This is a genomic window from Pseudomonas sp. S31 (assembly GCF_016648105.1).
In the GTDB taxonomy this organism is placed as follows: domain Bacteria; phylum Pseudomonadota; class Gammaproteobacteria; order Pseudomonadales; family Pseudomonadaceae; genus Aquipseudomonas.
On sequence record NZ_JACVVE010000034.1, the window covers coordinates 18,315 to 41,213 of the forward strand.

The window sequence follows — 22,899 nt, forward strand, 5'->3', positions numbered from 1 at the left end:
TATGAGCCGCTTCGAACCACACATCGAAGATCAGACGTTGCAGTTGCAGCTGCGCGGCGTTCAAAAGCGCTATGGCCGCGTGGCCGCGCTGGAGGAAGTGGACCTGCAGGTGCGCCAGGGCGAGGTGTTCGGCATCATCGGCCGCAGCGGTGCCGGCAAGTCGTCCCTGCTGCGCCTGTTGAACCGGCTGGAGGCGCCAAGCGAAGGCCAGGTGCTGGTCGACGGCGAAGACATCGCGGGCCTTCAGGGCGTGCAACTGCGTGCATTTCGGCGCAAGGTGGCGATGATCTTCCAGCACTTCAACCTGCTGTCCAGTGCCACGGTGGCCGAGAATGTCGAGCTGCCGCTGCGCATGGCCGGGATAGCCAAGGCCCAGCGTCGGCAGCGGGTGGTAGAGCTGCTCGAGCTGGTGGGCCTGGCCGACCGTGCGGGCGCCTACCCCGCGCAGTTGTCGGGCGGGCAGAAACAGCGCGTCGGCATCGCCCGGGCGCTGGTGCTGCAGCCACAGATCCTGCTGTGCGACGAAGCGACCTCGGCGCTCGACCCACAAAGCACCCAGGCGATTCTTACGCTGCTGCGCGATATCAACCGCCGCCTGGGCCTGACCATCGTGCTGATCACCCATGAAATGGAAGTGATCCGCGACCTGTGCGATCGGGTGGCGGTGCTGGAGCATGGCCGTATCGTCGAGTCGGGGGAAGTCTGGCGTGTCTTCGGCGCACCTCGGCATGCCGTGAGCCAACTGCTGCTCAGTCCACCGGCACAGCCCGAGACGGCGGCTTGCGGCGGGCGCTACCTGGACCTGCACTTCACCGGCGACAACGGCCTCGAACCGGACCTGGCGGCATTGGCCCAGGTGCTCGGTGCTGACGTGCGCCTGCACCAGGGCAGCATCGAACGCATCCAGGGCCGGGCGCTGGGGCGCTTGAGATTGCTGGTCTCGCCCAAAGCGTCGGCCGAGGACGTCATGCGCCGCGCGGCGTCGATCGCCGATCGGGCCAACTGGCACAATGCTTTGGAATGAAAGGCATGCGGGCGCGAACCTTTTGCGCCCCGTTTCCCCTCAAACCTCCGTTAGATGGCAGAATCGTGCCCATTGCCCTTTCGGAGATCCCCCATGCTTGGTGCATTCGAGCGCAGGCTAGACCCTTTCCCACCCGATGAGCTGCCACCTCCCCCGGTTGGCTTGATGCGCTTCCTTTGGGCCTGCACCCGCGGCGCACGCGGCTACATCGTCGCCTTCGCGCTCCTGAGCGCTGCGGTGTCGATCTACGAGGCCTGGCTGTTTGCCTTCCTCGGCCAGGTCGTCGACCTGCTCACGGCGTGGAAGGCCGGCACCGCCGTCGACGGCGAGGAGGCCCGGGTACTGTGGGGTATCGGCGTCGTCCTGGTGGTCAGCATCGGCCTGGTGGCGCTGCGCACCATGGTCCAGCACCAGGTCCTGGCGATCAACCTGCCCCTGCGCCTGCGTTGGGACTTCCACCGCCTGATGCTGCGCCAGAGCCTGTCGTTCTTCTCCGATGAGTTCTCGGGTCGGGTCACCACCAAGGTGATGCAGACAGCCCTTGCCGTGCGTGAAGTGCTGTTCACCTTGATCGAGATCCTGCCGGGGATCGGCGTGTACTTCATCGCCATCATCGCCCTGGCCGGCGGTTTCGCCCTCAAGCTGATGCTGCCCTTCATCGCCTGGGTCGCCTTGTTCGGCCTGGCCATGGCCTACTTCGTGCCGCGCCTGGGCAAGGTCGGCCAGGAGCAGGCCCATGCGCGCTCGTCGATGACCGGACGCGTTTCCGACGCCTACACCAACATCACCACGGTCAAACTGTTCTCCCACTCCAAGCGCGAGGCGCACTTCGCCCGGGCGGCGATGGAAGACTTCAAGCAGACCGGTTTTCGCCAGATGCGCCTGGTCAGCCAGTTCGAGATCGTCAACCAGGCCCTGGTGGTGGCGCTGATCGTGGCCGCAGGTGGCTACGCCCTGTGGCTGTGGCACCAGGACGAGGTGGGTACCGGCGCCGTGGCGGCGATCACCGCCATGGCCTTGCGCATCAACGGCATGTCGCACTGGATCATGTGGCAGATGACCTCGCTGTTCGAGAACATCGGCACCGTACAGGACGGCATGGGCACCCTCACCCGCGGCCCCAAGGTGCAGGACGCACCGAATGCCGCCACGCTGGTGACCAAGGGCGGTGCGGTGAGCTTCGACGATGTCAGCTTCAACTATAACGGCGAGCGCCAGGTGCTCGATAACCTCAGCCTGAGCATTCGCGCGGGTGAAAAGGTCGGTTTGGTCGGCCGTTCCGGTGCCGGCAAGTCCACCCTGATCAACCTGCTGCTGCGCTTCTACGACGTCGACGACGGCGTGATTCGCATCGATGGCCAGGACATCGCCAAAGTCACCCAGGACAGCCTGCGCAGTGCCATCGGCATGGTCACCCAGGACACCTCGTTGCTGCACCGTTCGATCCGCGACAACATCGCCTATGGCCGGCCTGACGCGACCGATGCGCAGATCCGCGCGGCGGCGGCCAATGCCCAGGCTGCCGATTTCATCGAGCAGTTGAGCGACCGCCAAGGCAACAGCGGCTACGACACCCTGGTCGGCGAGCGTGGCATCAAGCTGTCCGGTGGCCAGCGGCAACGTATCGCCATTGCCCGGGTGATGCTCAAGAACGCGCCGATCCTGCTGCTCGACGAAGCTACCAGTGCGCTCGATTCGGAAGTCGAAGTGGCCATCCAGGAGAGCCTGGATGAAATGATGCAGGGCAAGACGGTGATCGCCATCGCCCACCGCCTGTCGACCATCGCCGCCATGGACCGGCTCATCGTCATGGACGAAGGCCGTATCATCGAGCAAGGCACCCACGCCGAACTGCTGGCCAGGAACGGGACCTATGCGCGCTTGTGGCAGCACCAGAGCGGCGGTTTCCTGGGCGAAGACCAGGGCCTGGCCGAAGCCATCGAATAGCCCAACCGAAAAAGCCCCGGCACATGCGCCTAATGCTGTTCACTTGAGATCGCCGGGGCTGCATCACGGCTCATGCGCCAAGGCGTTGCAGGGTGCCGCAAGCAGGTCTAGAGCACACTACCCGGCGCGCGCCCCAAGGTTTGTGTATACGCCTCGCGGGCCTTCTCCTCGGTAAACTCCCCGGCCCACTTCGCGACCACCACGGTAGCCACGCTGTTGCCGATGGTGTTGCAGGCGGCCATGGCCATGGACATGAAACGGTATACACCGAACAACAGCGCCAGGCCCTCCACCGGCAGTACGCCAATGGCCGTGACGGTAGCAGCGAATACCACGAAGCTGCCACCGGACACCGCCGCCGCGCCTTTGGACGTCACCAGCATGATCGCCAGGATGCCCAGTTGTTGCTCCCAGCCCAGCGGCACGCCGTAGGCATTGGCAATGAACAGCACGCACATCGACATGTAGATGGAGGTACCGTCAAGGTTGAAGGCATAGCCGGTCGGCAGCACCAACCCTACGCTCTGCTTCGAACAACCGAACCGCTCGAGCTTTTGCAGCAGCCGCGGCAAGGCGCTCTCCGAAGACGCGGTGCCGAGCACGATGAAGATCTCGTCCTTTATGTAGGCCAGGAACCGCCAAAGGCTGAAGCCCGAGAGCCGGCACACCGCGCCCAGCACCACGAACAGGAAGAATGCCACTGCCAGGTAGAACATCAGCACCAGGTTGGCCAGCGACATCAGCACCGCCGAGCCATTGCTGCCCACGGCATAGGCCACCGAGCCGAACGCGCCAAGCGGCGCGAACTTCATGATCAGGTTGATGAACTCGAAGAAGCATTCCGAGACGCGGTTGAGGCCGTCTTCGACCACCGCCCGGCGCTCATGCTTGAGGGCCAGCAGCGCAAAGCCGAACAGCACGGCGATCACCAGCACCTGCAACAACTGGCCGCCGGCGAAGGCACCGACGAAGTTGTCGGGGAAGATGTTGTAGATGAACTCCAGGGTCGTGGTCGGCGCATGCCCCTTGGCCACTGCCGCGCTGGCCGCCGCCGAAGCCGCATTACTGGCGTGGGCGCCATGCATGCCCGAGCCGATGCCGATCAGGTTGCCCCACAGCAGGCCCAATGCCAGGGCCAGGGTGGACAGCAGCTCGAAGTACACCAGCGCGCGCCAGCCGACCTTGCCGACCCGCTTGATGTCACCTGCCGAAGCGATGCCATGGACCACGGTGAAGAACACCAGCGGTGCCACGGCGGTCTTGATCAGCTTGAGAAAGATGTCCCCGAGGATCTTGAAACTGGCAGCAAGTTCGGGGGCGATGAAACCAAAGGCAATGCCCAGCAGCATCGCCGCCAGTACCTGGAACGTCAGGTCCTTGTACAGCGGCGTTTTGGTAGTGGAAGCCATGATAGCGTTCTCATTGTTCTTGTCGAAAAGCGGAAGCCGTGGCCCAGTGGAACCGGGCCACGGGGCGTATCAGCGGGCGACGGCACCCGGGCGTGCCAGCGCCTGGTCGACCATCTGTGGCGCCAGGCCCAGGTAATTGGTCGGGTCGCAAAGTTGCTCCAGGGTCGCCAGGTCCAGCCGAGCGGTAGCTTCACCCTGCGCCTTCAGCGCTTCGAGCAGGCTGATGCCCTGGTCGTTGGCCATGCGGCAGGCGGCATAGACCACGTCGTGCGCCACCTGGCGACCGAGCGCCGGGGCCAGGCCCATCATCACCGCCTCGGCGACGATCAGGCCCTGGGTCATGTCGAGGTTCTTGCGCATACGCTCGGTGCGCACATCCAGGCCGGCCAACATGAAGCGCGCCTGGCCCAACGAGGCGCCGGTCAGGGCGAATGCCTCCGGGATGGCGATCCATTCGGCCTGCCACGGGCCGGTGGAGCGCTCGAAGTCCTGGATCATTGCATCGAGCATCAACCCGGCCTGCTGGCGAACGCCCTTGGCGGCGGCGTACATCAGCTCACAGGAAATCGGGTTGCGCTTCTGCGGCATGGTGCTGCTGGCACCACGGCCCTTGACGAAAGGCTCGTAGGCCTCGCCCAGCTCGCTGGTCATCATCATCATGATGTCCAGGGCCACCTTGCCCAGCGACGCGGTCAGCAAACCGAGGAAATTCAGGGTTTCCGCCAGGCCATCACGGGCGACGTGCCAGGTGGCCTGCGGCACGCCCAGGCCCAGCTCCTGCATCAGCGCGGCCTGCACTTCCAGGCCCTTGTCACCCAGCGAGGCCAGGGTCCCGGCGGCACCGGCGAACTGCCCGACTTCCACCCGTGGACGCAGCTCCACCAGGCGCTCGGCGTGGCGATCGAACATGCTCAGCCATACCGCGCACTTGTAGCCGAAGGTGATCGGCAAGGCGTGCTGCAGATGGGTGCGACCCGCCATCGGGGTGTCGCGGTAGCGCTGCGCCAGTTCGGCAAGCAGGCCACGCACCGCCTGGATGTCGCGCTCGACGATGGCCAGGGCCGCACGCACTTGCAGGACCACGGCCGTGTCCATGATGTCCTGGGTGGTCGCGCCCCAGTGCACGTAGCGGCCTGCTTCACCACACAGTTTCGACAGTTGCTCCACCAACGGCAGGATCGGATAGCCGACGATTTCGGTTTCGTGTTGCATCAGCGCGAGGTCGAGGGACGCGTAGCGCGACAGTTCGGCAATCTGCGCAGCGGCTTCCTGGGGAATGACGCCGCAACGCGCCTCGGCCTTGGCCAGGGCCACTTCCACTTCGATGTAGCGCTCGATGAGCGCCTGGTCGGAAAACACCGCGCGCATCTCGGCGGTGCCGAACATGTCGCGGAACAGGGTGGAGTCGAAAACGGTGGTAGACATGGGCAGGAGATCCTGAAATGTTGTTTTTGGACGTACATATTATTTATGTCCGTACATAATTCTTGCCCTGCCGCTGATACACTGTCAACCGGAGTAATTGACGGGACTGACCGAAGGTATGAACGAAACGCGCTACGCCGTGGTGGCCAAGGACCTGATGGAAGGCATTGCCAGTGGCCGTTACCCGGTCGGCAGCCTGCTACCGACCGAGTTCGAGTTGTGCGACCTGTACGAGGTGAGCCGGCACACCGTTCGCGCGGCGATCAACCAGCTGCTCAACCAGGGGCTGGTGTCGCGGCGCAAGCGCGTCGGTACCCGGGTCGAGGCCAGCAGCCCGCGTGGTGGCTACTCGCAGTCGCTGGCCACGGTCGCCGACTTGGCGCACCTGGCTGAAACCCAACAGCGCGAGATCCAGGACGTGCGCCACTTCGTCGCCGACCTGAGCGAGGCGGCACGGCTGGGCTTGGTACCTGGAGAGCACTATTTCTGCGTGTCGAGCATCCGCGTCGATCGCCAGCACCATGCAGCGCCGTTGTGCTGGACCGATGTGTATGCCCAGCGTGACTACGCCGAGGTCATCGACTTGGCCCGCGAACACCCCGACCAGTTGATCGCCAGCCTGATAGAACAACGCTTCGGTCGGGCCATCGACGTGGTCGACCAGCAGGTGCGTGCGGTATTGATCGCGCCGGAAATGGCCCGTTCGCTCAAGGCCGAGCCAGGCTCGCCAGGGTTGAAGATCCTGCGCCATTACCGGGATGACCAAGGGGCGCTGATGGCGGTATCGGAGACCGTGCACCCGGATGATCGGTTTACCCTGGTGACGCAGATGCGCCGGGAACGCGCGTCGGTGTTATGAGAGCGGGCTTGTCCCGCGACTCAAGCCAACTGCCCCAGCGCCTCCTCCACCGCCGCCACGCTCTGGTTGCCGACCGCACCAGACAGCCGCCAAGCGGCGATGCTCATCCCCAGCGGCACGGCCTGATCGAGTGGCGCGACCAGCTCCCCACTGTCGAGGTGGGGCTGCACCAGGCTGCGTCGCCCGATCAATACCCCGGCGCCGAGCAGCGCCTGCTGCAAGGCGATGGCGTACAGGGAAAACCCGGGGCCTTGGGCAACCAGGCCGGTTTCCGGCATCACCATGGCAGACCAGATTTCCCAGTCATTCCAGCCCACCGACTTGATACAGCGTGCCTTGGCCAGGTCGTGCGCCGTGCCGATCTGCCGGGCCAGGGCGGGCACGCACACCGGCAATAACTCTTCCCTGGCCAGCAGACGCTGACCGCGCTCCAGGCGCTCGGTATAGAACACGCACAAGTCGAACGGGCTGCGCTTGAGGTTGGGCGCCTCGTCCACTGCAGTTACCGAGATCTCGATGGGCGCAAGCATGTCGGTCAGGCGCGGCAAGCGCGGGCCGATCCACAGTTGCGCCAGCGCAGGCGAAGTGACGATGTGCACGCGCTGGGGGGCAGCCAGGCGCCGTAGGGTGCGGGCGGCCTCCTCCACGGCATCGAACGCCGCGGTGAACTGGCTTTTCAAGCTCTCGCCCAAGGCGGTCAACCGCACACCTTTGGCATGGCGCTCGAACAGCGCGGCACCGTATTGGCTCTCCAAGGTCTTGATCAACGCGGCTATGGCCCCGGGCGTCACTTTCAATTCGTGGGCCGCGCGGGCGAAACCGCCTAGGCGCGCCGAGGCTTCGAAAGCCCGCAGGGCATTGAGCTGCAGGGTATGGCGGGTAGGTGCATCGAGCGACATGGGGCGAGCCTCAGTTTTTCTAGGCCTAATATTCCAGAAAAATGTGTTGTTACCAAGTGGTGGCGCTCTTACCTTGATCTTGCCAGCAGGCGACGTCCGCCGCCTCAGCCTCAAACTGCCAAGGAATCCACATGCACTATCGAAGTGGGAAGCACGCGTTCGTCCACGGCGTGCACAGCTGTCTCCCATTGACCACCGGCGTCGTGCCGTTTGGCCTGATCACGGGCGTGACCGCCATCGAGATGGGCATGTCGCCCTTCGATGCCCTGGGCATGACATTTCTGTTCTATTCCGGCTCGGCGCAAATGGTGGTGATGCAATTGATGCAGAACGGTGCGCTGCCGGTGACCATGGTGGTCACAGCACTGGTGGTCAACCTGCGCTTTCTGATGTACAGCGCCACGTTGGCGCCTACGCTGAGCAACCAGCCACGCCGGCGCACCTGGTCGATGGCCTACCTGCTGTCAGACCAGTCGTTCGCCTTGTGCAGCCTGAAAATGGGCTCGGGGGAACTGGGGCAGCATGCCGTGCCGTACTACACCGGCACGGCGATCACCCTGTGGCTTGGCTGGAACCTCTCGGTGGTGGCCGGGGTGTTGCTCGGCACCGGCATTCCCGACTCCTGGTCGCTGGGCTTCGCCATTCCGTTGTCGTTCCTGGCATTGCTCGTACCCAGCATCCGCAACCGTGCCATGCTCGGCGCTGCCGTGGCCGGTGGCGTACTGGCGGTATTGGCCATCGACCTGCCCTACAACCTCGGCCTGCTGGTGGCCTCGCTGGGTGGTGTGCTGTGCGGCCTGGCACTGGAGCGCCTGGACAAGGCCCAGACGGTGACTGCAAGCGATGACGTCGAGGCGGAGGCACCATGAGCGAGTTGACCCAATGGATCACCTTTGCCCTGATCGGCTTGGGCACCTTTGCCTTCCGCCTGTCGTTCATCGAGTTCCATGGCGCCTTGCGCCTGCCGCCATGGTTTCGCCGAGCGCTGGCCTATGTACCTGCCAGCGTGCTGGCGGCGCTGGTGCTGCCAGCCGTGATGTATGAACACCGGGAGGCCGGGCTGGACTGGAGCAACCCACAGATTCCTGCGGCGATCGTCGCGGCGCTGGTGGCCTGGCGCACACGCAGCACGCTGCTGACCCTGGTGGTGGGCATGGGCGTGTTGTGGGCGCTGCATCGCTGGGGAATCTAAGGCTGGAGCACATTTGTACTCCAGCCGCGATTGCGCTCACAACGGCTCGGATATCTCGATCAGATTGAGGTCCGGGTCGCGCACGTACACCGAGCGGATCGGCCCAGTGGCGCCGGTACGCTCGATCGGGCCTTCGATGATGGGCCAGCATTGCGCCTGCAAATGTTCGATGACCTGTTCCAGGCCAACGCTGGCGATGAAGCACAGATCCAGCGCGCCGGGTACCGGCAGGTGCGCCTTGGGCTCGAACTCGCGCCCCCGCTCATGTACGTTGATTTTCTGGTTGCCGAAACGAAATGCCAGGCGCCCGGCGCCGAAGGTCTCGGGCTGCATGCCCAGCACACGCACGTAGAAGTCCTTGCAGGCTTGCAGGTCGATGGTGGTGAGAACCAGGTGGTCCAGGTGATCAATCATCTTGCACTCTCCGTTATGGGCTGAGGCATCGCCCGCAAGACGTCCAGCTCGGCCGTCAGCCTCGCCTCGCGCGCCTGCCCGGCGCTGAGCGCGGCACGCCCCACGCCGACTTCGGCCTTCAGCTCTTCCAGTTGTTGTTGAAGCAGCTCCTTGGCCCCCTCGGCGCGTGACGTGGCAGCGTTGGCCACACCCACGTCGCCTCGCAGGTGCTCAAGCGCATCACGCTGCTGCGCCAGCTCCCTGGCCTGCTGCCGGTTCTCGCCGAGCAGGCGCTCGTTGTCACGGATCAACCGGGTGATCTCGTCCTGCTTCACGATCAGCGTCTGCTGCAGGATCGTCTGCTCCTGCTGGACCTGCTGGACCTGCGCCTCGTGGCGGCGCAGGTCCTGGTCACGCTGCTCCTTGGCGGCGGCGCGGTAGTGCTCAAGGGCATCTCGCGCATGCTGGTGCTTGTCTTCGAGCGAGCGGATCTGCTCGTCCCTCTCCCGCAGACGGACCTCAAGATCGCTGCAGCTCTGGCTGATGCGTGCGTTGCGGGTGATTTCGGTCTGCAGGCTAGATTGCGTGGTTTTCAGCTCCTCGACCTGGGCCTGCAGGGCCGTCTGCAGTCGCGCGACCTCCTGCTGGGAGGCCCCGAACTTTGCCTCCAGTACCGCTGCGCCCTCTTCCAGGCTGCCACGTTCCTGTGCGAACGCTGCACGCTCCTCGACCAGCGCCTGGTTGCCTTCTTCCAGCAGACGCTCCAGCAGCTTGCCGACCAGCCCGTTCAATTCGTCGCTCAGGCGCGAGGGCGACGCCGCCGGGCGTGGATCGAACGCGCCGATTTCCTTCAGGTAACGCTGAATCGTGGTTTTCGAACCGGTATTTCCAAGCTCGATGCGGATCGCGTCGATGCTGGGATTTTGGCCGCGCGCCAACAGCGCTTCCCGCGCCTTGCGCACCAATGCCAGGTTGATACCGCCTCTTGCCATGATTGCTCCTACGATTTCGTACTGTGTTACGGTGTATGTAATTACATGGCATCTTACCTTGTTCAATGACCAAATACTCACCAATTTTCAACAAGCGATAATCGAGCATTATCGCTTGTCATAAGCCAAAACAGTTACAATGCGAGCCCGGTGTGATGTGGCCACGGTGAGGCAGGTTAAATGGACAAGGCAGACAGGTACCTGGCGGCAAGCGTTCGGCAGAACACCACTAGAAGCTACGCCACCGCCATCGCCCATTTCGAGGTGACATGGGGTGGCTTCCTGCCCGCCACCAGCGAGGCCGTGGTGCGCTACCTCGCCGAGTACGCCGACCAGCTGGCCATCAGCACCCTCAAGCAGCGCCTCGCCGCTCTGGCCAATTGGCACCAGAGCCATGGCTTTCCCGACCCGACCAAGACACCCAGGGTCAGGCAAATGCTCAAGGGCATCCGCGTGCTGCATCCGGTGCAGCAGAAGCAGGCCGCTCCCCTGCCCCTTCTGCAGCTGGAGAAGTCGGTGCAGCATTTGCAATTCGAAGCCGAACAGGCTCGGTTACAGGGCGATAAGCAGGGCCTGCTCAAGGCGACCCGCGACATCGCCCTGCTGACCATTGGCTTCTGGCGCGGCTTTCGCGGCGACGAGTTGGCGCGCTTGACAGTGGAGAACACTCAGGCCGAACGCGGCGTGGGCATCCGTTTCTATCTGGCGCACAGCAAAGGTGACCGCCAGCATGTGGGGCGCGAGTACCGCACGCCTTCCCTGACCAAGCTCTGCCCGGTCGAGGCTTACCTGAACTGGTTGGAAGTGGCAGGTATCGCCCACGGCCCGGTGTTCCGGGCGATCGATCGCTGGGGCAACGTCAGTGACCGCGCGCTGGCGGCGCACAGCCTGATTCCGCTGTTGCGCGGCACCCTGGAGCGCTGCGGGTTGCCGTCGCGCCACTACAGCGCGCACTCGATGCGCCGTGGCTTCGCGACCTGGGCGGCGAGCTCGGGCTGGGACCTCAAGACGTTGATGGAGTACGTAGGCTGGCAGGATTTGAAGTCGGCCTTGCGCTACGTGGAGCCGGCCCAGCAATTCGGCGGCCTTGCGCGTAGCCTGGATAGCCAGCGCCTGACATGAGCACCATCGGCACCCGCGCCTGCAGCATCATCGCTTCTGCAGGGGCGGGTTTACCCGCGAACACGGGCGCAGCCCGTGCCAGCCAACACCATCCCCCGCCTCGACGAGCAAGCTGCCAAGCGTCTAGAATCCCTGCTTTATTGTTTCAGCGTATTTCCGTCTTTCTATAGGGATCCAGATGTCAGTTCACCAAGCACCACCCCTCGCGCCGTCCAAAAGCACGGTGGTCAAGATGGAAGCCGCGATGGCCCTGGGCAGCTTCGCCATCGGCACCGGGGAATTTTCCATCATGGGGCTGATGCCCGATATCGCCCACAACCTCAACCTGAGCGAGCCCCAGGTCGGTCACGCCATCAGCGGCTATGCCCTGGGCGTGATGGTCGGTGCGCCGACCCTGGCGATCCTCGGTGCCAAGCTGCTGCGCAAGCACATGCTGTTGCTGCTCATGGCCCTCTATGCCATCGGCAACCTGGCCACGGCATTCGCGCCTTCCTACTTTGGCCTGGTGGCCTTCCGCTTCATCAGCGGCCTGCCCCACGGGGCCTATTTCGGTATCGCCGCCGTGGTGGCATCGAGCATGGTGCCCACCGATCAACGGGCCGGCGCAGTGGCCCGGGTGATGATGGGCCTGACCCTGGCGATGCTGCTGGGCAACCCGATCGCCACCTTCCTCGGGCAGTACCTGGGTTGGCGTTCGGCCTTCGTCCTGGTCGGGCTGATCGCGCTGTGCACCATGGCCAGCGTGTGGCGCTACGTGCCGCAACCCCGCGACGAGGCGCGCAGTGACCCGCGCAAGGAACTGCAGGCCTTCCGCCTGCCGCAGGTATGGATGGCGCTGGCCATCGCCTCGATCGGTTTCGCCGGCATGTTCTGCGTGTTCAGCTACCTGGCCCCGACCATGCTGGAAGTCACCCAGGTCGCGCCGCAGTGGATCCCGTTTGGCCTGGCCGCGTTCGGCCTTGGCGGCATCATCGGCAACATCGCCGGCGGCAAGCTGTTCGACACCCTGCAGTTCCGCGCCGTGGGCGTGGTGCTGCTGTGGTCGACTGCGGTGCTGCTGTTCTTCACCTTCGCTGCCCACGCCCTGTGGTCGCTGCTGCTGGGCATCGCCCTGGTGGGCACCATGATCGCCCTGGCCGCACCGCTGCAGATCCGCCTCATGGACATCGCCCATGAAGCGCCAAGCCTGGCGGCCGCTTCCAACCATGCTGCCTTCAACCTGGCTAACGCACTCGGTCCGTGGTTCGGCGGCATGGCCATCAGCGCCGGCCTGGGCTGGACCAGTACCGGCTACATCGGCGCCGCCACAGCGTTGGCGGGCCTGGCGCTGTACCTGATTGCCCGGCGCATGAAGGGCGGCGCCTGAGCCCTCGCTATTGCATTGCCGGCGCATAGGGCTGCGCCGGCAAATGACAACCTTAGTTTATTTATCGAATAGTTCTCGACTGGAGACATAGGCCGTCACGGGTCCTCACTGGGCCACTTGTAATCGGGGGATACGCCTGAACACCGGCCTAAAAAGTTGCAACCCGAAGAGTATCGCTTTGTGCCAACGCACTATCGGAAAGATAGCGGCCAGAGCACGATATTGTTATTGCACCTATTGTGATATCAATGCCATTTGCAACCAAAGCCAAACACACTACCCGCCAGACTGAGCAGCTCTGCCAAGCTGCAAAAGCTCATTAATTACCCGTTGAAATTAGCCGGCTTACGGGAAAACCCCCTCTATTGCGCTAGATAAGACAACGACGTATTCTCCAGCCATTCTTTAATTCAAGAATACGCCGCCATATAGCCATTAGTTGCAATAAGCCACCACATGAATATACAACTTCCCAGCACTGAAGATATATGTGAGTGGCTGTTGAACGCGGGTGCGTTACAGCTTGCGGATATCCAGCGAGCCACTCGTTTGGGGCTGGCCCAGGGCATGGCGGAGAACGAAAAACTTCGTACGCTGCTACGCCTGGGCGCCGTCAAGGATGAGCAAATGGCGGCCGCCTACGCACAATTGCTGGCCGCGCCACGCCTGACGGATGAGCCCGTGCAAGCGAGCGCGAGCACGCCCGAACGGTTTGCCCGTCACTATGGTGTGATCGCCCTGGACGCGCCTGCCGGGCCATTGCGGGTAGCGGCCGCAGTGCCACTTTCCGGCTACGCCATCGACGCCCTCGCCTACCAGGCGGGCCAGCCGGTGCAAGTCGTGGTAGCGACCGCCGACCAGGTCACCACCCTGATCGAGCAGGCCCATGGCGATGGCCGCAGCGCGATGGGGGCGCTGATCGAGGCCCTGGATGACGACGCCATCGCTGAAGGCGATATCGAACACCTCAAGGACCTGGCCTCGGAAGCGCCGGTCATTCGCCTGGTCAACCTGCTGTTGCAACGAGCGGTGGAGTTGCGTGCCTCGGACGTCCATGTCGAGCCGTTCGAAAACCAGCTGAAGGTGCGCTACCGCGTCGACGGCATGCTGCTCGAGGGCGAGGCGCCCCCCAGTGGTTATGCGGCGGCGGTCATCTCGCGGCTGAAGATCATGGCCCGGCTGGATATCGCCGAGCGTCGGCTGCCCCAGGACGGGCGGATCATGCTGCGTGTCCAGGGCCATGAACTGGACCTGCGGGTATCCACCGTGCCCACCAGCTTCGGCGAGTCGGTGGTGATGCGCCTGCTCGATCGGCAGAACGTCAGCTTCGACTTCGCCACCCTCGGCATCGACGGCGCCACACTGCAGGGCATTCGCCAGATGCTGGCACGGCCCCATGGCATCTTCCTGGTCACCGGCCCGACCGGCTCGGGCAAGACCACCACCCTGTACACCGCGCTCGCCGGCCTGAATACCGCCGAACGCAAGATCATCACGGTCGAGGACCCGGTCGAGTACCAACTGGCCGGTATCAACCAGATCCAGGTCAAGCCGGCAATCGGCCTGGGCTTCGCCACGGCGTTGCGCTCGATCGTGCGCCAGGACCCGGACGTGATCATGATCGGCGAGATGCGCGATCTGGAGACCTGCCGTATCGCCATCCAGTCCTCGCTCACCGGCCACCTGGTGCTGTCCTCACTGCATACCAACAGTGCGGCGGCCAGCATCACCCGCCTGCTGGACATGGGCGTGGAAAGCTACCTGCTGGCCTCGACCCTGCAGGGCGTGTTGGCCCAACGCCTGGTGCGACGCCTGGACCCAGCCACGCGCATCGCCTTCGAGGCGCCGGCCGAACTGGTACAGCGCCATCAGTTGGCGCGCTTTACCCAGCAGCGGCCCATCATGCTCTACCGCGCCGACGAGCACGCCGCAGGCGGCGGTTACCACGGGCGCAGCGCCATCACCGAACTGCTGGTGATGGACGACGACCTGCGCAACCTGCTGATGCGCCAGGCGGATGCCGCCAGCCTCGAAACCGCGGCGCGCGCCAAGGGCCTGGTCACCTTGCGTGAAGAAGGTCTGCGCCAGGCGTTGGCCGGCATCACCTCGCTGGAAGAAGTGCTACGCGTCACAGGGAGTGAATGACTTGCCGATCTTTACCTACCGAGCGCTGGACACCGAGCGACGTGAGCAACGCGGTGAGCTGGAGGCCGTCGACCACACCGATGCCGCGCGCCTGCTGCAGCAACGCGGCCTGCTGGTCTTGCAGCTGCGGCGTGGGCGGCCTCTGCTGCGTTGGCAGTACGGGCACGGGCAGCTCACGCCTGCCAAGCTGATCACCTTCACGCAACAATTGGGCACGTTGGTCGGCGCCGGCCAGACCCTCGACAAAGCCTTGACGACACTGCTCAAGCACGTGCGCAGGCCAGCCGCGAAGCATCTGCTCGAACGGGTCCGCGACGACGTCAAGAGTGGCCAGTCGCTGTCCCAGGCCCTGGAACGGCACCCCGGCAGCTTCCCGGCGTTTTTCACCAGCCTGGTGCGTGCCGGCGAAGCCGCCGGGGCGCTCGAAGACACCTTGGCGCAACTGGCCGGTTACCTGGAGCGCAGCCACAAACTGCGCGGCGAAGTGATCAATGCGCTGATCTACCCCGCGTTCCTCGTCACAGGCGTGATCGGTTCGCTGGCCCTGCTGCTGGGCTATGTGGTGCCGCAGTTCGTGCCCATCTTCCAGGACCTTGGGGTGCCGATCCCGTGGGTGACCCAGGCGGTGCTGGCACTTGGCGCATTCACCGCCAACTGGGGCCTGGCCTGCCTGGCCGCGCTGATCGCCGCGCCATGGCTGTGGCTAGCCGCGCGCCGCGATCCACAGCGGCGCATCAGCCAGGACCTGCGCCTGTGGCGCAGCCGCCTGGTCGGGCCGTTGTTGCAGCGGCTGGAAACCGCCCGGCTGGCGCGCACCCTCGGCACCTTGCTGAGCCACAGCGTCTCGCTGCTCTCGGCGCTGACCATCAGCCGCGACGTGGGTGCCAACCACGCACTGCGCGCCCATGTCGAGCAGGTCACCCAGCAGGTCAAGCAGGGCGCCAGCCTTGCCGATGCCCTGGCCTGCGAACCCCTGCTGCCGGCGCTGGCCATCCAGATGATCGAGGTGGGTGAGCACTCCTCCAGCCTCGGCCCGATGCTGCTCAAGGTCGCCGACATGTTCGACCTCGAGGCGCAACGCCTGATCGAGCGCCTGCTCGCTGCCCTGGTGCCGACCCTGACCATCGTCATGGCGGTGATGGTGGCAGCGATCATGCTGGCCATCATGCTGCCGCTCATGAGCCTTACAAGTACCCTCTAGGAAACCTCCCCATGCGTTCGACCCCTATCCCGCGCGCCCGCCAGGCGGGCTTCACCCTGCTCGAGATGCTGGCCGTCATCGTGCTGCTGGGCATTGTCGCGACCATCGTGGTGCGCCAGGTTGGCGGCAATGTCGACAAGGGCAAGTACGGCGCGGGCAAAGCCCAGCTGGCCAGCCTCAGCATGAAGGTCGACAGCTATGCGCTGGATGTCGGCGCGCCGCCAGGCAGCCTCGAGCAACTGCTGCACAAACCCGCGTCGGCGGGTGCCTGGGCCGGCCCCTATGCCAAGCCGTCCGACCTGCTCGATCCGTTCGGCCACCCCTTCGAGTACCAGGCTCCTGGCAAGCACGGCCCGTTCGACCTGGTGTTCCTTGGCCAGGACGGCACGCCGGGTGGCGAAGGCTACAACGCCGACGTGGGTAGCTGGCAGTAATCATGGCCCGGCCTTGCCAGCGTGGCTTCACCTTGTTCGAGCTGCTGGTCGTCATTGCCCTGCTGGCGGTAGCCCTGCCACTGATGGCGGTGGGTATCGGCCGTGGCCTGCAGGACGCGAGCGAGCGTGGCGCCCTGACCGAAATGGTGGCCACCCTGCGCAGTGCCCGGGCCCAGGCCATCGCCAGCGGCGAGCCAGTACGCGCCAGCTTCGACCTGGCACGGCGCCGCGCCAAGGTGCCGGGGCGTAAACCTGCGCAATGGCCAGATACCTTCACCCTACGCCTGACCACCGCCCAGGCCCTGGGCGCGGCGTTCGAGTTCTACCCCGATGGCGCGGCCAGCGGCGGCAACATCCAGATCAGCCGAGGTGCCGCGCATTGGCGAATCGACGTCAGCTGGCTCACCGGCAACGTCACCCTGCAGGTACTGCCATGAACACCCAGCGTGGCTTCACCCTGCTGGAAATGCTCGCGGCCATCGCCCTGCTGGTCGTGGCCGCGTCGATCCTGCTGGGGGCGTTCGCCCAAAGCAACCGTAGCCTGCGCCAGGTCGAGCGCAACGACAGGCATGCGGCGGTAGCGCGTTCGCTGATGGACGATTTCGACCTGGGTCCGCTGCAACCCGGGCATAGCCGTGGCAACTGGCAGGGCCTGGAATGGACCCTGGAGGTTTCCTCCGACCAGGCCCTGCCTGGCCGGGTCGCGCTGTATCGGCTGGACCTGACGCTGGTCGAAGGGCGCCAGACCTCGCACTACAGCACCTTGCGGGCCCGCACCGAAGATGACGGCCGATGAGGCGTCAGGCCGGCTTCACCTTGTTCGAGGTGCTGGTGGTGATCAGCTTGCTGGGCCTGCTGCTGGGCTTGGTCGGTAGTGCCCTGGTGGGAGCCAACCGCGCGGTGGTCAAGGCCGAGCGCTACAGCGCCAGCCTGGACCAACGCCGGGCCACCCAGCGCTTCCTGCGCCAGGCCGTGAGCCAGATGCTGCCGCTGAGCGGTGTGCGCGAGAACGGCGAACACACCGCCACGTTCGTAGGCCATGCCGATGGCATGACGTTCTACGCCCCATTGCCCAGCTCGGTGGGTGGCGGCCTACACCGCCAGCGCCTGCGCCTACACGGCGAGCAACTCCAGTTGCAGCTGGCTGCGCTGGACGGCCAACGCCTGCAGCCCTGGGGTGAGCCCCAGCGTCTGCTCGACGGTGTGCGCACCCTGCGCTTGCATTACCGCGGTTATTCACCGCTGGGCAAGGCCACCGATTGGTTGAGCGAGTGGCCATGGCCGGAACGCCTGCCGCGCGCGGTGCGTATCGACCTCGGCCAAGCCGGCGCCACGCCCTGGCCAACGCTACAAGTCAACCTGCAGCTCGACCTCAGCGGCGATGGTGGCCGCCCATGAACCCGAGGCAACGCGGTGCCGCCCTGTTGTTGGTGTTGTGGGTGATCGGCCTGCTCAGCGTGCTGCTGGGTGGCTTGGCGATGGCGGTGCAACTGCAGCAGCGCCAGGCACTCTGGCGCAGTCACCAGACTCAGGCGGCGCTGGCCGCGCAGGCTGGCATGGAGCTGGCCGTGGTCAACCTGATGCGCGTTGGCCCGTCACGCTGGCTGGCCGACGGTCGCGCCCATGCCTTGCAGTTCGAAGGCAGCGCGCTGCAGGTCCGGGTGGTCAGCGAGCGCGGCAAGTTCGACCTCAATACCGGTGCCCTGCACCCCCTCGAAAAACTGCTGCGCGCAGGTGGCGCCAGCAGCGAAGACGCGAAACGCGTAACCCAGGCTTTAAGGACGAGGCGTAACAAGGTACCTCTGCGAATGCTCGAAGAATATCGCCAGTTGCCCGGCATGACCTATGCCGTGTACGAGCGCACCCTGCCGTGGGTCACGGTCTGGTCAGGCAACGCCGAACCAGACCCGGCCCTGGCCGCGCCAGAGCTGGCCCGAGTGCTTGGCCTGCCCGGCCGGACCAGGCCAGGTGCCGACGCTGGCAAGCGGGTCACCATCAGCAGTATCGCCACCCTGGCCGACGGCTTCAGCGCACACTTGCAGGCCACCGTGGTCCTGCTGCCCGGTTATGCCGGCGGCAAACCCTACCGTGTGCTCAGGTGGCGCGAATGAAGGCCGTGCTCAAGGGCTACGGCGCGGTTCTCGGCAGGCATCGCCTGCACTGGCGGGCACGCTGGCGGCACAGCCTGGCGCGGCGCTGGTTGCATGCCTGGTGCAAGGAGCTGCTCGGCATGCTTCCCCCTGCGCTGGCCGGGCGTGGCACCCGGCGTGGCGCGACCCAACTGCTGGACTGGCCATTGCCCGAACACGCCCAGGACACTCGCCCGGCGGTCCTGCTTCTGGCCGAGCACCAGGTCATGTTGCAACACATCGCCCTGCCCCTGGCCGCAGCGCGCAACCTCAACGAGGTGCTGATCTACGAGATCGACAAATACACGCCCTACCCGCCGGGCCAGGTGCACTTCGTGGCCCGGGTGCTGCAACGGCACGCGACCCATGCCGACATCGAACTGGTGGCCATCGCCCGCACGGCTCTGGACGCGATGCTCCAGGCGTGCCGGGCACGCGACCTGCAATTGCTTGCCATCGATGTGGTCACGCGTGATGCCCAGCGCCTGGGTATCGACCTGCTGCCGGCGGGCAGTGAGGCCAGGCGTTCATCCCCTGGGCAGCTCAATCGCTGGCTAGGACTGGGCTGCTTACTCAGCGTTGTGGCGCTGGGTGCCGCCTACCTGGACCGACGCCAGGCCACCGTCGTCGCCATGCAGCAAGCGGTGAACGAACAAAGGCAGGCCGTGCGCACGGTGCAGCGACTGCGCCAGTCCCTGGACAGCACCGTGGGCGCCGCGCATTACCTGGGCAGGCTCAAGGCGCAGCAGCCGACGCTGACGGCGGTGCTGGCCGACCTCAGCGCTTGCCTGGGCAACGACACCTGGGTCGAGCGTTTGCAACTGGAAGACAGGGTGCACGTGACCGTGGCGGGCCAGAGCACTCATGCCAGTGACCTGCTCAATGCCGTGAAGGGCTGCAATACCCTCGAAGACGCACGTTTCCAGGGTGTGATCCTGGCAGACAAGGCCAGCGGGCGTGATCGCTTTGCCATCTCCGCGCAACTCAAGGAGGCCGACCATGCGCCCACTCACCCCTAGAGAACGTCGTATCGCGGCGTTGGGCGTGCTCGGCCTGCTGCTGTGGGCGGCCTGGTACCTGCTGGTGGAAAGCCTGTTGCTCACCCCCTTGCGCGAGCTCGACGACCAGATCGAAACCCTGCGCGAACAACAACGCCACTACGCCAGCCTGCTTGCCCAACAACCACTGCTCGAAGCCCAACTGCAACGCAGCAAGGCCAGTGCCGCCAAGGCCAACAGCCTGCTGCCGGGCAACGACCCCAACGCAGCCGCAGCCGAGCTGATGCAGTACGCCACCCGGCAAGTCGCCCGGCAGGCGGCTCAGGGCCTGGGTTGCGAAGTGACCCAGCGCATGCCGGTGACGCCTGCCGAGCACACCACGGTCGAGCCCGAACCGTACCGCCAGGTGAAAGTCAGCCTGACCCTCAGTTGCGCCATCGAGCCGCTCGCTGGACTGCTGCATACCCTGGAGTACGGCCAACCGGCGTTGTTCATCGACCAGTTGAGCGTGCGCCGCAGCGCCTCGGCACCCGCCCATGGCGGCGCCGGGCGCCTGGATGTGCAGGTACTGATCCGTGGCTACCTGCGTGGGCGAGGTGCAGAATGAAGCTGAACACTTCCAGCCAGGCCATGCTGGCGTTCAACCTCGCTGCACTCGCGGCGCTGGCCTGGGTTGCCCTCAGCCCCGTCGCCCCACACTGGCTGCCTCCCGCCGACGTGCCCCGATCCGCAGACCTGGCACCCAGTGTCGCCTTGCCCGAACCACCCCAGGCACAGCTCGCCAAGACCTGGACACAGCCGCTGTTCAGCCCTGACCGCCAGCCTGACCCACAGCGCCCCGAAACCCATGTGCCCGCGCTTTCCGACCTGGCCCTGACCGGGGTGATGATGGGCAACGGTGTGCATTTCATCTACCTGCGCGAAGCTGGCAAACCGGTCAGCAAGCTCGCCCTCGGCCAGCCCCTTGACAACGGCTGGACCCTCACCGACCTCGACCCCACCAGCGCCACCTTCACCCGCGACGGCAAGGCCTACACCCTGAACCTGCCGCGGCTGCGCCTGGCGCCGCCGTCCAAGCCCCCCGTTCTCACTCTTCCGCGTACGACGACTCCATGATCAAGCATGTTCCTGTTCCTTCCTCCCTGTTGCCCTTGCGCGTGCCCCTGCTCGGCCTCGGGGTCGCCATAGCCCTTGCCGGCTGCGCCATGTCCGAGCGACCCATGCGCACCGACCCTGGCCTGATGCAGGAGGCCTTGGCCGGGGCAGGCGCCCCGTTGCCGGGCACTGACACTCGCCCGCCAGCTTCGGCGGCCGTGCCCACAGCGTCAACGCGGGCCATTCGCCAAGGCAACCAGCACTTCGTTCGCCCTGCTCGCGCCCGCACGCCTGTGCAGGACAGCGAACGAGGCGACATCGTCTTCAATTTCACCGACCAGCCGATCGAGGCGGTGATCAACAGCGTGATGGGCGATCTGCTGCACGAAAACTACAGCATCAGCCAAGGTGTGAAAGGCAGCGTCAGCTTCTCCACGTCCAAACCGGTCAACACGCAACAAGCCTTGTCGATCCTGGAAACCCTGCTGTCCTGGACCGACAACGCGATGATCCGCCAGGGCGAGCGCTACGTCATCCTGCCCGCCAGCCAGGCCGTCGCCGGCAAGCTGGTGCCGGACACCGCCGTGCAGCAACCGCCCTCGGGCCTGTCGGCCAGGCTGTTCCCGCTGCGCTACATCGGTGCCAACGAAATGCGCAAGCTGCTGCAACCCTTCGTGCGCGAAAACGCCTTCCTGCTGGTGGACCCGGCGCGCAACGTGATCAGCCTGGCCGGTACGCCGCAGGAGCTGGCCAACTACCAGGACACGATCGACACCTTCGATGTCGACTGGCTCAAAGGGATGTCCATCGGCGTCTATGGGTTGCAACGGGCGTCGGTGGCCGAGTTGATGCCGCAGTTGCAGAAGTTGTTCGGCCCCGACAGCGGTATGCCACTGGCCGATATGGTCAGGTTCATGCCCAACGACCGCACCAATTCGATCGTGGCGATCTCCGCGCAACCCGAGTACCTGCAGGAAGTCGGCGACTGGATCCGCACCATCGACGAAGGCGGTGGTAACCAGCCGCAGCTCTATGTCTACGATGTGCGCAACATGAAGGCCGCCGACCTGGCCCGTTACCTGCGGCAGATCTATGGCTCGGGCAAGGTCGCAGACGACACCCCGGCCAAGGTCGCCCCCGGCTTGAAGACCACCAGCCTGACCTCGCTCAACGGCACCGGCAGCCAGTCACTGGCCACCTCTGGCATCCAGGAACAACACAGCGAAGCGTTCGACGAGCCGTCGGAACAGGACAGCGAAGAGCCCGCCCAGGAAACCACAGGTGAAACCGAAAGCGCCTCGGGCACGAGCCTGGAAGCGACCGTGCGGATCACCGCGCAAAAAGGCAGCAACCAGTTGCTGGTGCGAGCCCGCCCGGCGCAGTGGAAGGAGATCGAGTCGGCGGTCAAGCGCCTGGACACGCCACCGTTGCAGGTGCAGATCGAAACCCGGATCCTGGAGGTCCAGCTCACCGGCGACCTGGACCTTGGCGTGCAGTGGTACCTGGGGCGGCTGGCCGGTAACTCGACCAGCGACACCGTCGCCAACGAAAGAGGCAGCCAGGGTGCCCTCGGTGCTGGCGGCGTGGCGCTGGGCAGCAGTTCGTTGTTCTATTCGTTCGTCAGCGACAACCTGCAGGTGGCGTTGCGCGCCTTGGAAACACGGGGCCTGACCCAGGTGCTGTCGGCGCCCTCGCTGGTGGTGCTGAACAATCAGCAGGCGCAGATCCAGGTCGGCGACAACGTGCCGATCAACCAGACCACGGTGAACACCAGCACCTCCGACACCACGCTGAGCAGTGTCGAATACGTGCAGACCGGGGTCATCCTCGATGTGGTGCCACGGATCAACCCCGGTGGCCTGGTGTACATGGATATCCAGCAGCAGGTCAGCGATGCCGACGACAGCGCGGTGACCGACACCCAGCCCAACCCGCGCATCTCCAGCCGGGCGGTGTCGACCCAGGTGGCGGTGCAGAGCGGGCAGACGGTGCTGTTGGGCGGCTTGATCAAGCAGGACAACAGCAGTTCGGAAACCCGCGTGCCCTGGCTGTCGAGCATTCCCGGCCTGGGCTGGTTGTTTGGCAGCAACGCCAAGGGTCGCGATCGTACCGAACTGATCGTGCTGATTACCCCCAAGGTGGTGAACAACCCCGAGCAGGCGCGACAGGTCACGGCGGAATATCGACAGCAGATGCAGTTGTTGAAGGCCCAGGGGGTTGGCGGTTAGGGTCATCCCAGGTGTTGGATCGCAGTGCCCCTTCGCGGGCA

General features: G+C 65.1%; 23 protein-coding genes. 18 read left to right on the forward strand and 5 right to left on the reverse strand.

Annotated features, from left to right (window positions below; genetic code table 11):
* The first annotated feature begins 1 nt into the window (after position 1).
* Both IAE37_RS21800 and IAE37_RS21805 read left to right on the forward strand, forming a co-directional pair.
* Positions 2-1,024 carry a methionine ABC transporter ATP-binding protein gene (locus IAE37_RS21800; RefSeq protein ID WP_201176896.1) on the forward strand — a complete coding sequence of 341 codons (1,023 nt, stop codon included), beginning with the start codon at positions 2-4 and terminating at the stop codon, positions 1,022-1,024.
* Positions 1,025-1,117: 93 nt separating this feature from the next.
* On the forward strand, positions 1,118-2,971 hold the full coding sequence (locus IAE37_RS21805; RefSeq protein WP_201176897.1) for an ABC transporter ATP-binding protein: 1,854 nt from the start codon (positions 1,118-1,120) through the stop codon (positions 2,969-2,971).
* Positions 2,972-3,078: 107 nt separating this feature from the next.
* On the opposite strand, the gene IAE37_RS21810 is transcribed toward IAE37_RS21805, so the two are convergent.
* Both IAE37_RS21810 and IAE37_RS21815 read right to left on the reverse strand, forming a co-directional pair.
* Positions 3,079-4,380, reverse strand: coding sequence for a cation:dicarboxylate symporter family transporter (locus tag IAE37_RS21810; RefSeq protein ID WP_201176898.1), 1,302 nt, complete (start codon positions 4,378-4,380; stop codon positions 3,079-3,081).
* A 69-nt stretch (positions 4,381-4,449) separates the two neighbouring features.
* Positions 4,450-5,805, reverse strand: a complete 1,356-nt coding sequence (locus IAE37_RS21815) for a class-II fumarase/aspartase family protein (RefSeq protein WP_201176899.1) — start codon at positions 5,803-5,805, stop codon at positions 4,450-4,452.
* 118 nt (positions 5,806-5,923) lie between these two features.
* On the opposite strand from IAE37_RS21815, the gene IAE37_RS21820 reads away from it, so the two are divergent.
* Positions 5,924-6,664, forward strand: a complete 741-nt coding sequence (locus IAE37_RS21820; RefSeq protein WP_201176900.1) for a GntR family transcriptional regulator — start codon at positions 5,924-5,926, stop codon at positions 6,662-6,664.
* Positions 6,665-6,684: 20 nt separating this feature from the next.
* Here IAE37_RS21820 and IAE37_RS21825 read toward each other — a convergent pair whose 3' ends face one another.
* A complete protein-coding gene (locus IAE37_RS21825; protein ID WP_201176901.1) occupies positions 6,685-7,563 on the reverse strand; it encodes a LysR family transcriptional regulator in 879 nt (292 codons plus the stop codon).
* 131 nt (positions 7,564-7,694) lie between these two features.
* On the opposite strand from IAE37_RS21825, the gene IAE37_RS21830 reads away from it, so the two are divergent.
* Positions 7,695-8,432: an AzlC family ABC transporter permease gene (locus tag IAE37_RS21830; RefSeq protein ID WP_201176902.1), complete on the forward strand. Its 738-nt coding sequence runs from the start codon at positions 7,695-7,697 to the stop codon at positions 8,430-8,432.
* On the forward strand, positions 8,429-8,755 hold the full coding sequence (locus tag IAE37_RS21835; RefSeq protein ID WP_201176903.1) for an AzlD domain-containing protein: 327 nt from the start codon (positions 8,429-8,431) through the stop codon (positions 8,753-8,755). The genes IAE37_RS21830 and IAE37_RS21835 overlap by 4 nt, the downstream gene beginning before the upstream one ends.
* Positions 8,756-8,791: 36 nt before the next feature.
* Here IAE37_RS21835 and IAE37_RS21840 read toward each other — a convergent pair whose 3' ends face one another.
* Together IAE37_RS21840 and IAE37_RS21845 are read right to left on the reverse strand one after the other, a co-directional pair.
* A complete protein-coding gene (locus IAE37_RS21840; RefSeq protein ID WP_201176905.1) occupies positions 8,792-9,169 on the reverse strand; it encodes a VOC family protein in 378 nt (125 codons plus the stop codon).
* Positions 9,166-10,140, reverse strand: coding sequence for a DNA-binding protein (locus IAE37_RS21845; RefSeq protein ID WP_201176907.1), 975 nt, complete (start codon positions 10,138-10,140; stop codon positions 9,166-9,168). The genes IAE37_RS21840 and IAE37_RS21845 overlap by 4 nt, the downstream gene beginning before the upstream one ends.
* Positions 10,141-10,320: 180 nt before the next feature.
* Between IAE37_RS21845 and IAE37_RS21850 the strand changes: the two genes are divergently transcribed.
* From IAE37_RS21850 to gspD, 13 genes are all read left to right on the forward strand, one after another.
* Positions 10,321-11,262, forward strand: coding sequence for a site-specific integrase (locus IAE37_RS21850; RefSeq protein WP_201176910.1), 942 nt, complete (start codon positions 10,321-10,323; stop codon positions 11,260-11,262).
* Positions 11,263-11,440: 178 nt separating this feature from the next.
* A complete protein-coding gene (locus IAE37_RS21855; protein WP_201176912.1) occupies positions 11,441-12,628 on the forward strand; it encodes an MFS transporter in 1,188 nt (395 codons plus the stop codon).
* 456 nt (positions 12,629-13,084) lie between these two features.
* On the forward strand, positions 13,085-14,773 hold the full coding sequence (gene gspE / locus IAE37_RS21860; RefSeq protein WP_236410089.1) for a type II secretion system ATPase GspE: 1,689 nt from the start codon (positions 13,085-13,087) through the stop codon (positions 14,771-14,773).
* A 1-nt stretch (position 14,774) separates the two neighbouring features.
* Positions 14,775-15,974, forward strand: a complete 1,200-nt coding sequence (locus IAE37_RS21865; RefSeq protein ID WP_201176914.1) for a type II secretion system F family protein — start codon at positions 14,775-14,777, stop codon at positions 15,972-15,974.
* An 11-nt stretch (positions 15,975-15,985) separates the two neighbouring features.
* Positions 15,986-16,408, forward strand: a complete 423-nt coding sequence (gene gspG / locus IAE37_RS21870; protein ID WP_201176916.1) for a type II secretion system major pseudopilin GspG — start codon at positions 15,986-15,988, stop codon at positions 16,406-16,408.
* A gap of 2 nt (positions 16,409-16,410) precedes the next feature.
* Positions 16,411-16,845: a GspH/FimT family pseudopilin gene (locus IAE37_RS21875; protein WP_201176918.1), complete on the forward strand. Its 435-nt coding sequence runs from the start codon at positions 16,411-16,413 to the stop codon at positions 16,843-16,845.
* A complete protein-coding gene (locus IAE37_RS21880) occupies positions 16,842-17,204 on the forward strand; it encodes a prepilin-type N-terminal cleavage/methylation domain-containing protein (protein ID WP_201176920.1) in 363 nt (120 codons plus the stop codon). Before IAE37_RS21875 ends, IAE37_RS21880 begins: the two co-directional genes overlap by 4 nt.
* Positions 17,201-17,806, forward strand: a complete 606-nt coding sequence (locus IAE37_RS21885; RefSeq protein WP_201176922.1) for a prepilin-type N-terminal cleavage/methylation domain-containing protein — start codon at positions 17,201-17,203, stop codon at positions 17,804-17,806. Before IAE37_RS21880 ends, IAE37_RS21885 begins: the two co-directional genes overlap by 4 nt.
* Positions 17,803-18,519: a type II secretion system protein GspK gene (locus IAE37_RS21890; RefSeq protein WP_201176923.1), complete on the forward strand. Its 717-nt coding sequence runs from the start codon at positions 17,803-17,805 to the stop codon at positions 18,517-18,519. The genes IAE37_RS21885 and IAE37_RS21890 overlap by 4 nt, the downstream gene beginning before the upstream one ends.
* On the forward strand, positions 18,516-19,556 hold the full coding sequence (locus tag IAE37_RS21895; RefSeq protein WP_201176924.1) for a PilN domain-containing protein: 1,041 nt from the start codon (positions 18,516-18,518) through the stop codon (positions 19,554-19,556). The genes IAE37_RS21890 and IAE37_RS21895 overlap by 4 nt, the downstream gene beginning before the upstream one ends.
* On the forward strand, positions 19,537-20,142 hold the full coding sequence (gene gspM, locus IAE37_RS21900) for a type II secretion system protein GspM (RefSeq protein ID WP_201176925.1): 606 nt from the start codon (positions 19,537-19,539) through the stop codon (positions 20,140-20,142). Before IAE37_RS21895 ends, gspM begins: the two co-directional genes overlap by 20 nt.
* Positions 20,139-20,651 (forward strand): general secretion pathway protein GspN, encoded by a 513-nt coding sequence (locus tag IAE37_RS21905; protein ID WP_201176926.1) that lies wholly within the window; start codon positions 20,139-20,141, stop codon positions 20,649-20,651. The genes gspM and IAE37_RS21905 overlap by 4 nt, the downstream gene beginning before the upstream one ends.
* On the forward strand, positions 20,648-22,858 hold the full coding sequence (gene gspD, locus IAE37_RS21910; RefSeq protein WP_201176927.1) for a type II secretion system secretin GspD: 2,211 nt from the start codon (positions 20,648-20,650) through the stop codon (positions 22,856-22,858). Before IAE37_RS21905 ends, gspD begins: the two co-directional genes overlap by 4 nt.
* The last annotated feature ends 41 nt before the right edge of the window (positions 22,859-22,899 follow it).

Excerpts from the sequence above, each read along its gene's own strand:
- IAE37_RS21800 (WP_201176896.1), top strand. The coding sequence starts at position 2 with ATGAGCCGCTTCGAACCACACATCGAAGATCAGACGTTGCAGTTGCAG.
- IAE37_RS21805 (WP_201176897.1), top strand. The coding sequence starts at position 1,118 with ATGCTTGGTGCATTCGAGCGCAGGCTAGACCCTTTCCCACCCGATGAG.
- IAE37_RS21810 (WP_201176898.1), bottom strand. The coding sequence starts at position 4,380 with ATGGCTTCCACTACCAAAACGCCGCTGTACAAGGACCTGACGTTCCAG.
- IAE37_RS21815 (WP_201176899.1), bottom strand. The coding sequence starts at position 5,805 with ATGTCTACCACCGTTTTCGACTCCACCCTGTTCCGCGACATGTTCGGC.
- IAE37_RS21820 (WP_201176900.1), top strand. The coding sequence starts at position 5,924 with ATGAACGAAACGCGCTACGCCGTGGTGGCCAAGGACCTGATGGAAGGC.
- IAE37_RS21825 (WP_201176901.1), bottom strand. The coding sequence starts at position 7,563 with ATGTCGCTCGATGCACCTACCCGCCATACCCTGCAGCTCAATGCCCTG.
- IAE37_RS21830 (WP_201176902.1), top strand. The coding sequence starts at position 7,695 with ATGCACTATCGAAGTGGGAAGCACGCGTTCGTCCACGGCGTGCACAGC.
- IAE37_RS21835 (WP_201176903.1), top strand. The coding sequence starts at position 8,429 with ATGAGCGAGTTGACCCAATGGATCACCTTTGCCCTGATCGGCTTGGGC.
- IAE37_RS21840 (WP_201176905.1), bottom strand. The coding sequence starts at position 9,169 with ATGATTGATCACCTGGACCACCTGGTTCTCACCACCATCGACCTGCAA.
- IAE37_RS21845 (WP_201176907.1), bottom strand. The coding sequence starts at position 10,140 with ATGGCAAGAGGCGGTATCAACCTGGCATTGGTGCGCAAGGCGCGGGAA.
- IAE37_RS21850 (WP_201176910.1), top strand. The coding sequence starts at position 10,321 with ATGGACAAGGCAGACAGGTACCTGGCGGCAAGCGTTCGGCAGAACACC.
- IAE37_RS21855 (WP_201176912.1), top strand. The coding sequence starts at position 11,441 with ATGTCAGTTCACCAAGCACCACCCCTCGCGCCGTCCAAAAGCACGGTG.
- gspE (WP_236410089.1), top strand. The coding sequence starts at position 13,085 with ATGAATATACAACTTCCCAGCACTGAAGATATATGTGAGTGGCTGTTG.
- gspG (WP_201176916.1), top strand. The coding sequence starts at position 15,986 with ATGCGTTCGACCCCTATCCCGCGCGCCCGCCAGGCGGGCTTCACCCTG.
- IAE37_RS21875 (WP_201176918.1), top strand. The coding sequence starts at position 16,411 with ATGGCCCGGCCTTGCCAGCGTGGCTTCACCTTGTTCGAGCTGCTGGTC.
- IAE37_RS21880 (WP_201176920.1), top strand. The coding sequence starts at position 16,842 with ATGAACACCCAGCGTGGCTTCACCCTGCTGGAAATGCTCGCGGCCATC.
- IAE37_RS21885 (WP_201176922.1), top strand. The coding sequence starts at position 17,201 with ATGAGGCGTCAGGCCGGCTTCACCTTGTTCGAGGTGCTGGTGGTGATC.
- IAE37_RS21890 (WP_201176923.1), top strand. The coding sequence starts at position 17,803 with ATGAACCCGAGGCAACGCGGTGCCGCCCTGTTGTTGGTGTTGTGGGTG.
- IAE37_RS21895 (WP_201176924.1), top strand. The coding sequence starts at position 18,516 with ATGAAGGCCGTGCTCAAGGGCTACGGCGCGGTTCTCGGCAGGCATCGC.
- gspM (WP_201176925.1), top strand. The coding sequence starts at position 19,537 with ATGCGCCCACTCACCCCTAGAGAACGTCGTATCGCGGCGTTGGGCGTG.
- IAE37_RS21905 (WP_201176926.1), top strand. The coding sequence starts at position 20,139 with ATGAAGCTGAACACTTCCAGCCAGGCCATGCTGGCGTTCAACCTCGCT.
- gspD (WP_201176927.1), top strand. The coding sequence starts at position 20,648 with ATGATCAAGCATGTTCCTGTTCCTTCCTCCCTGTTGCCCTTGCGCGTG.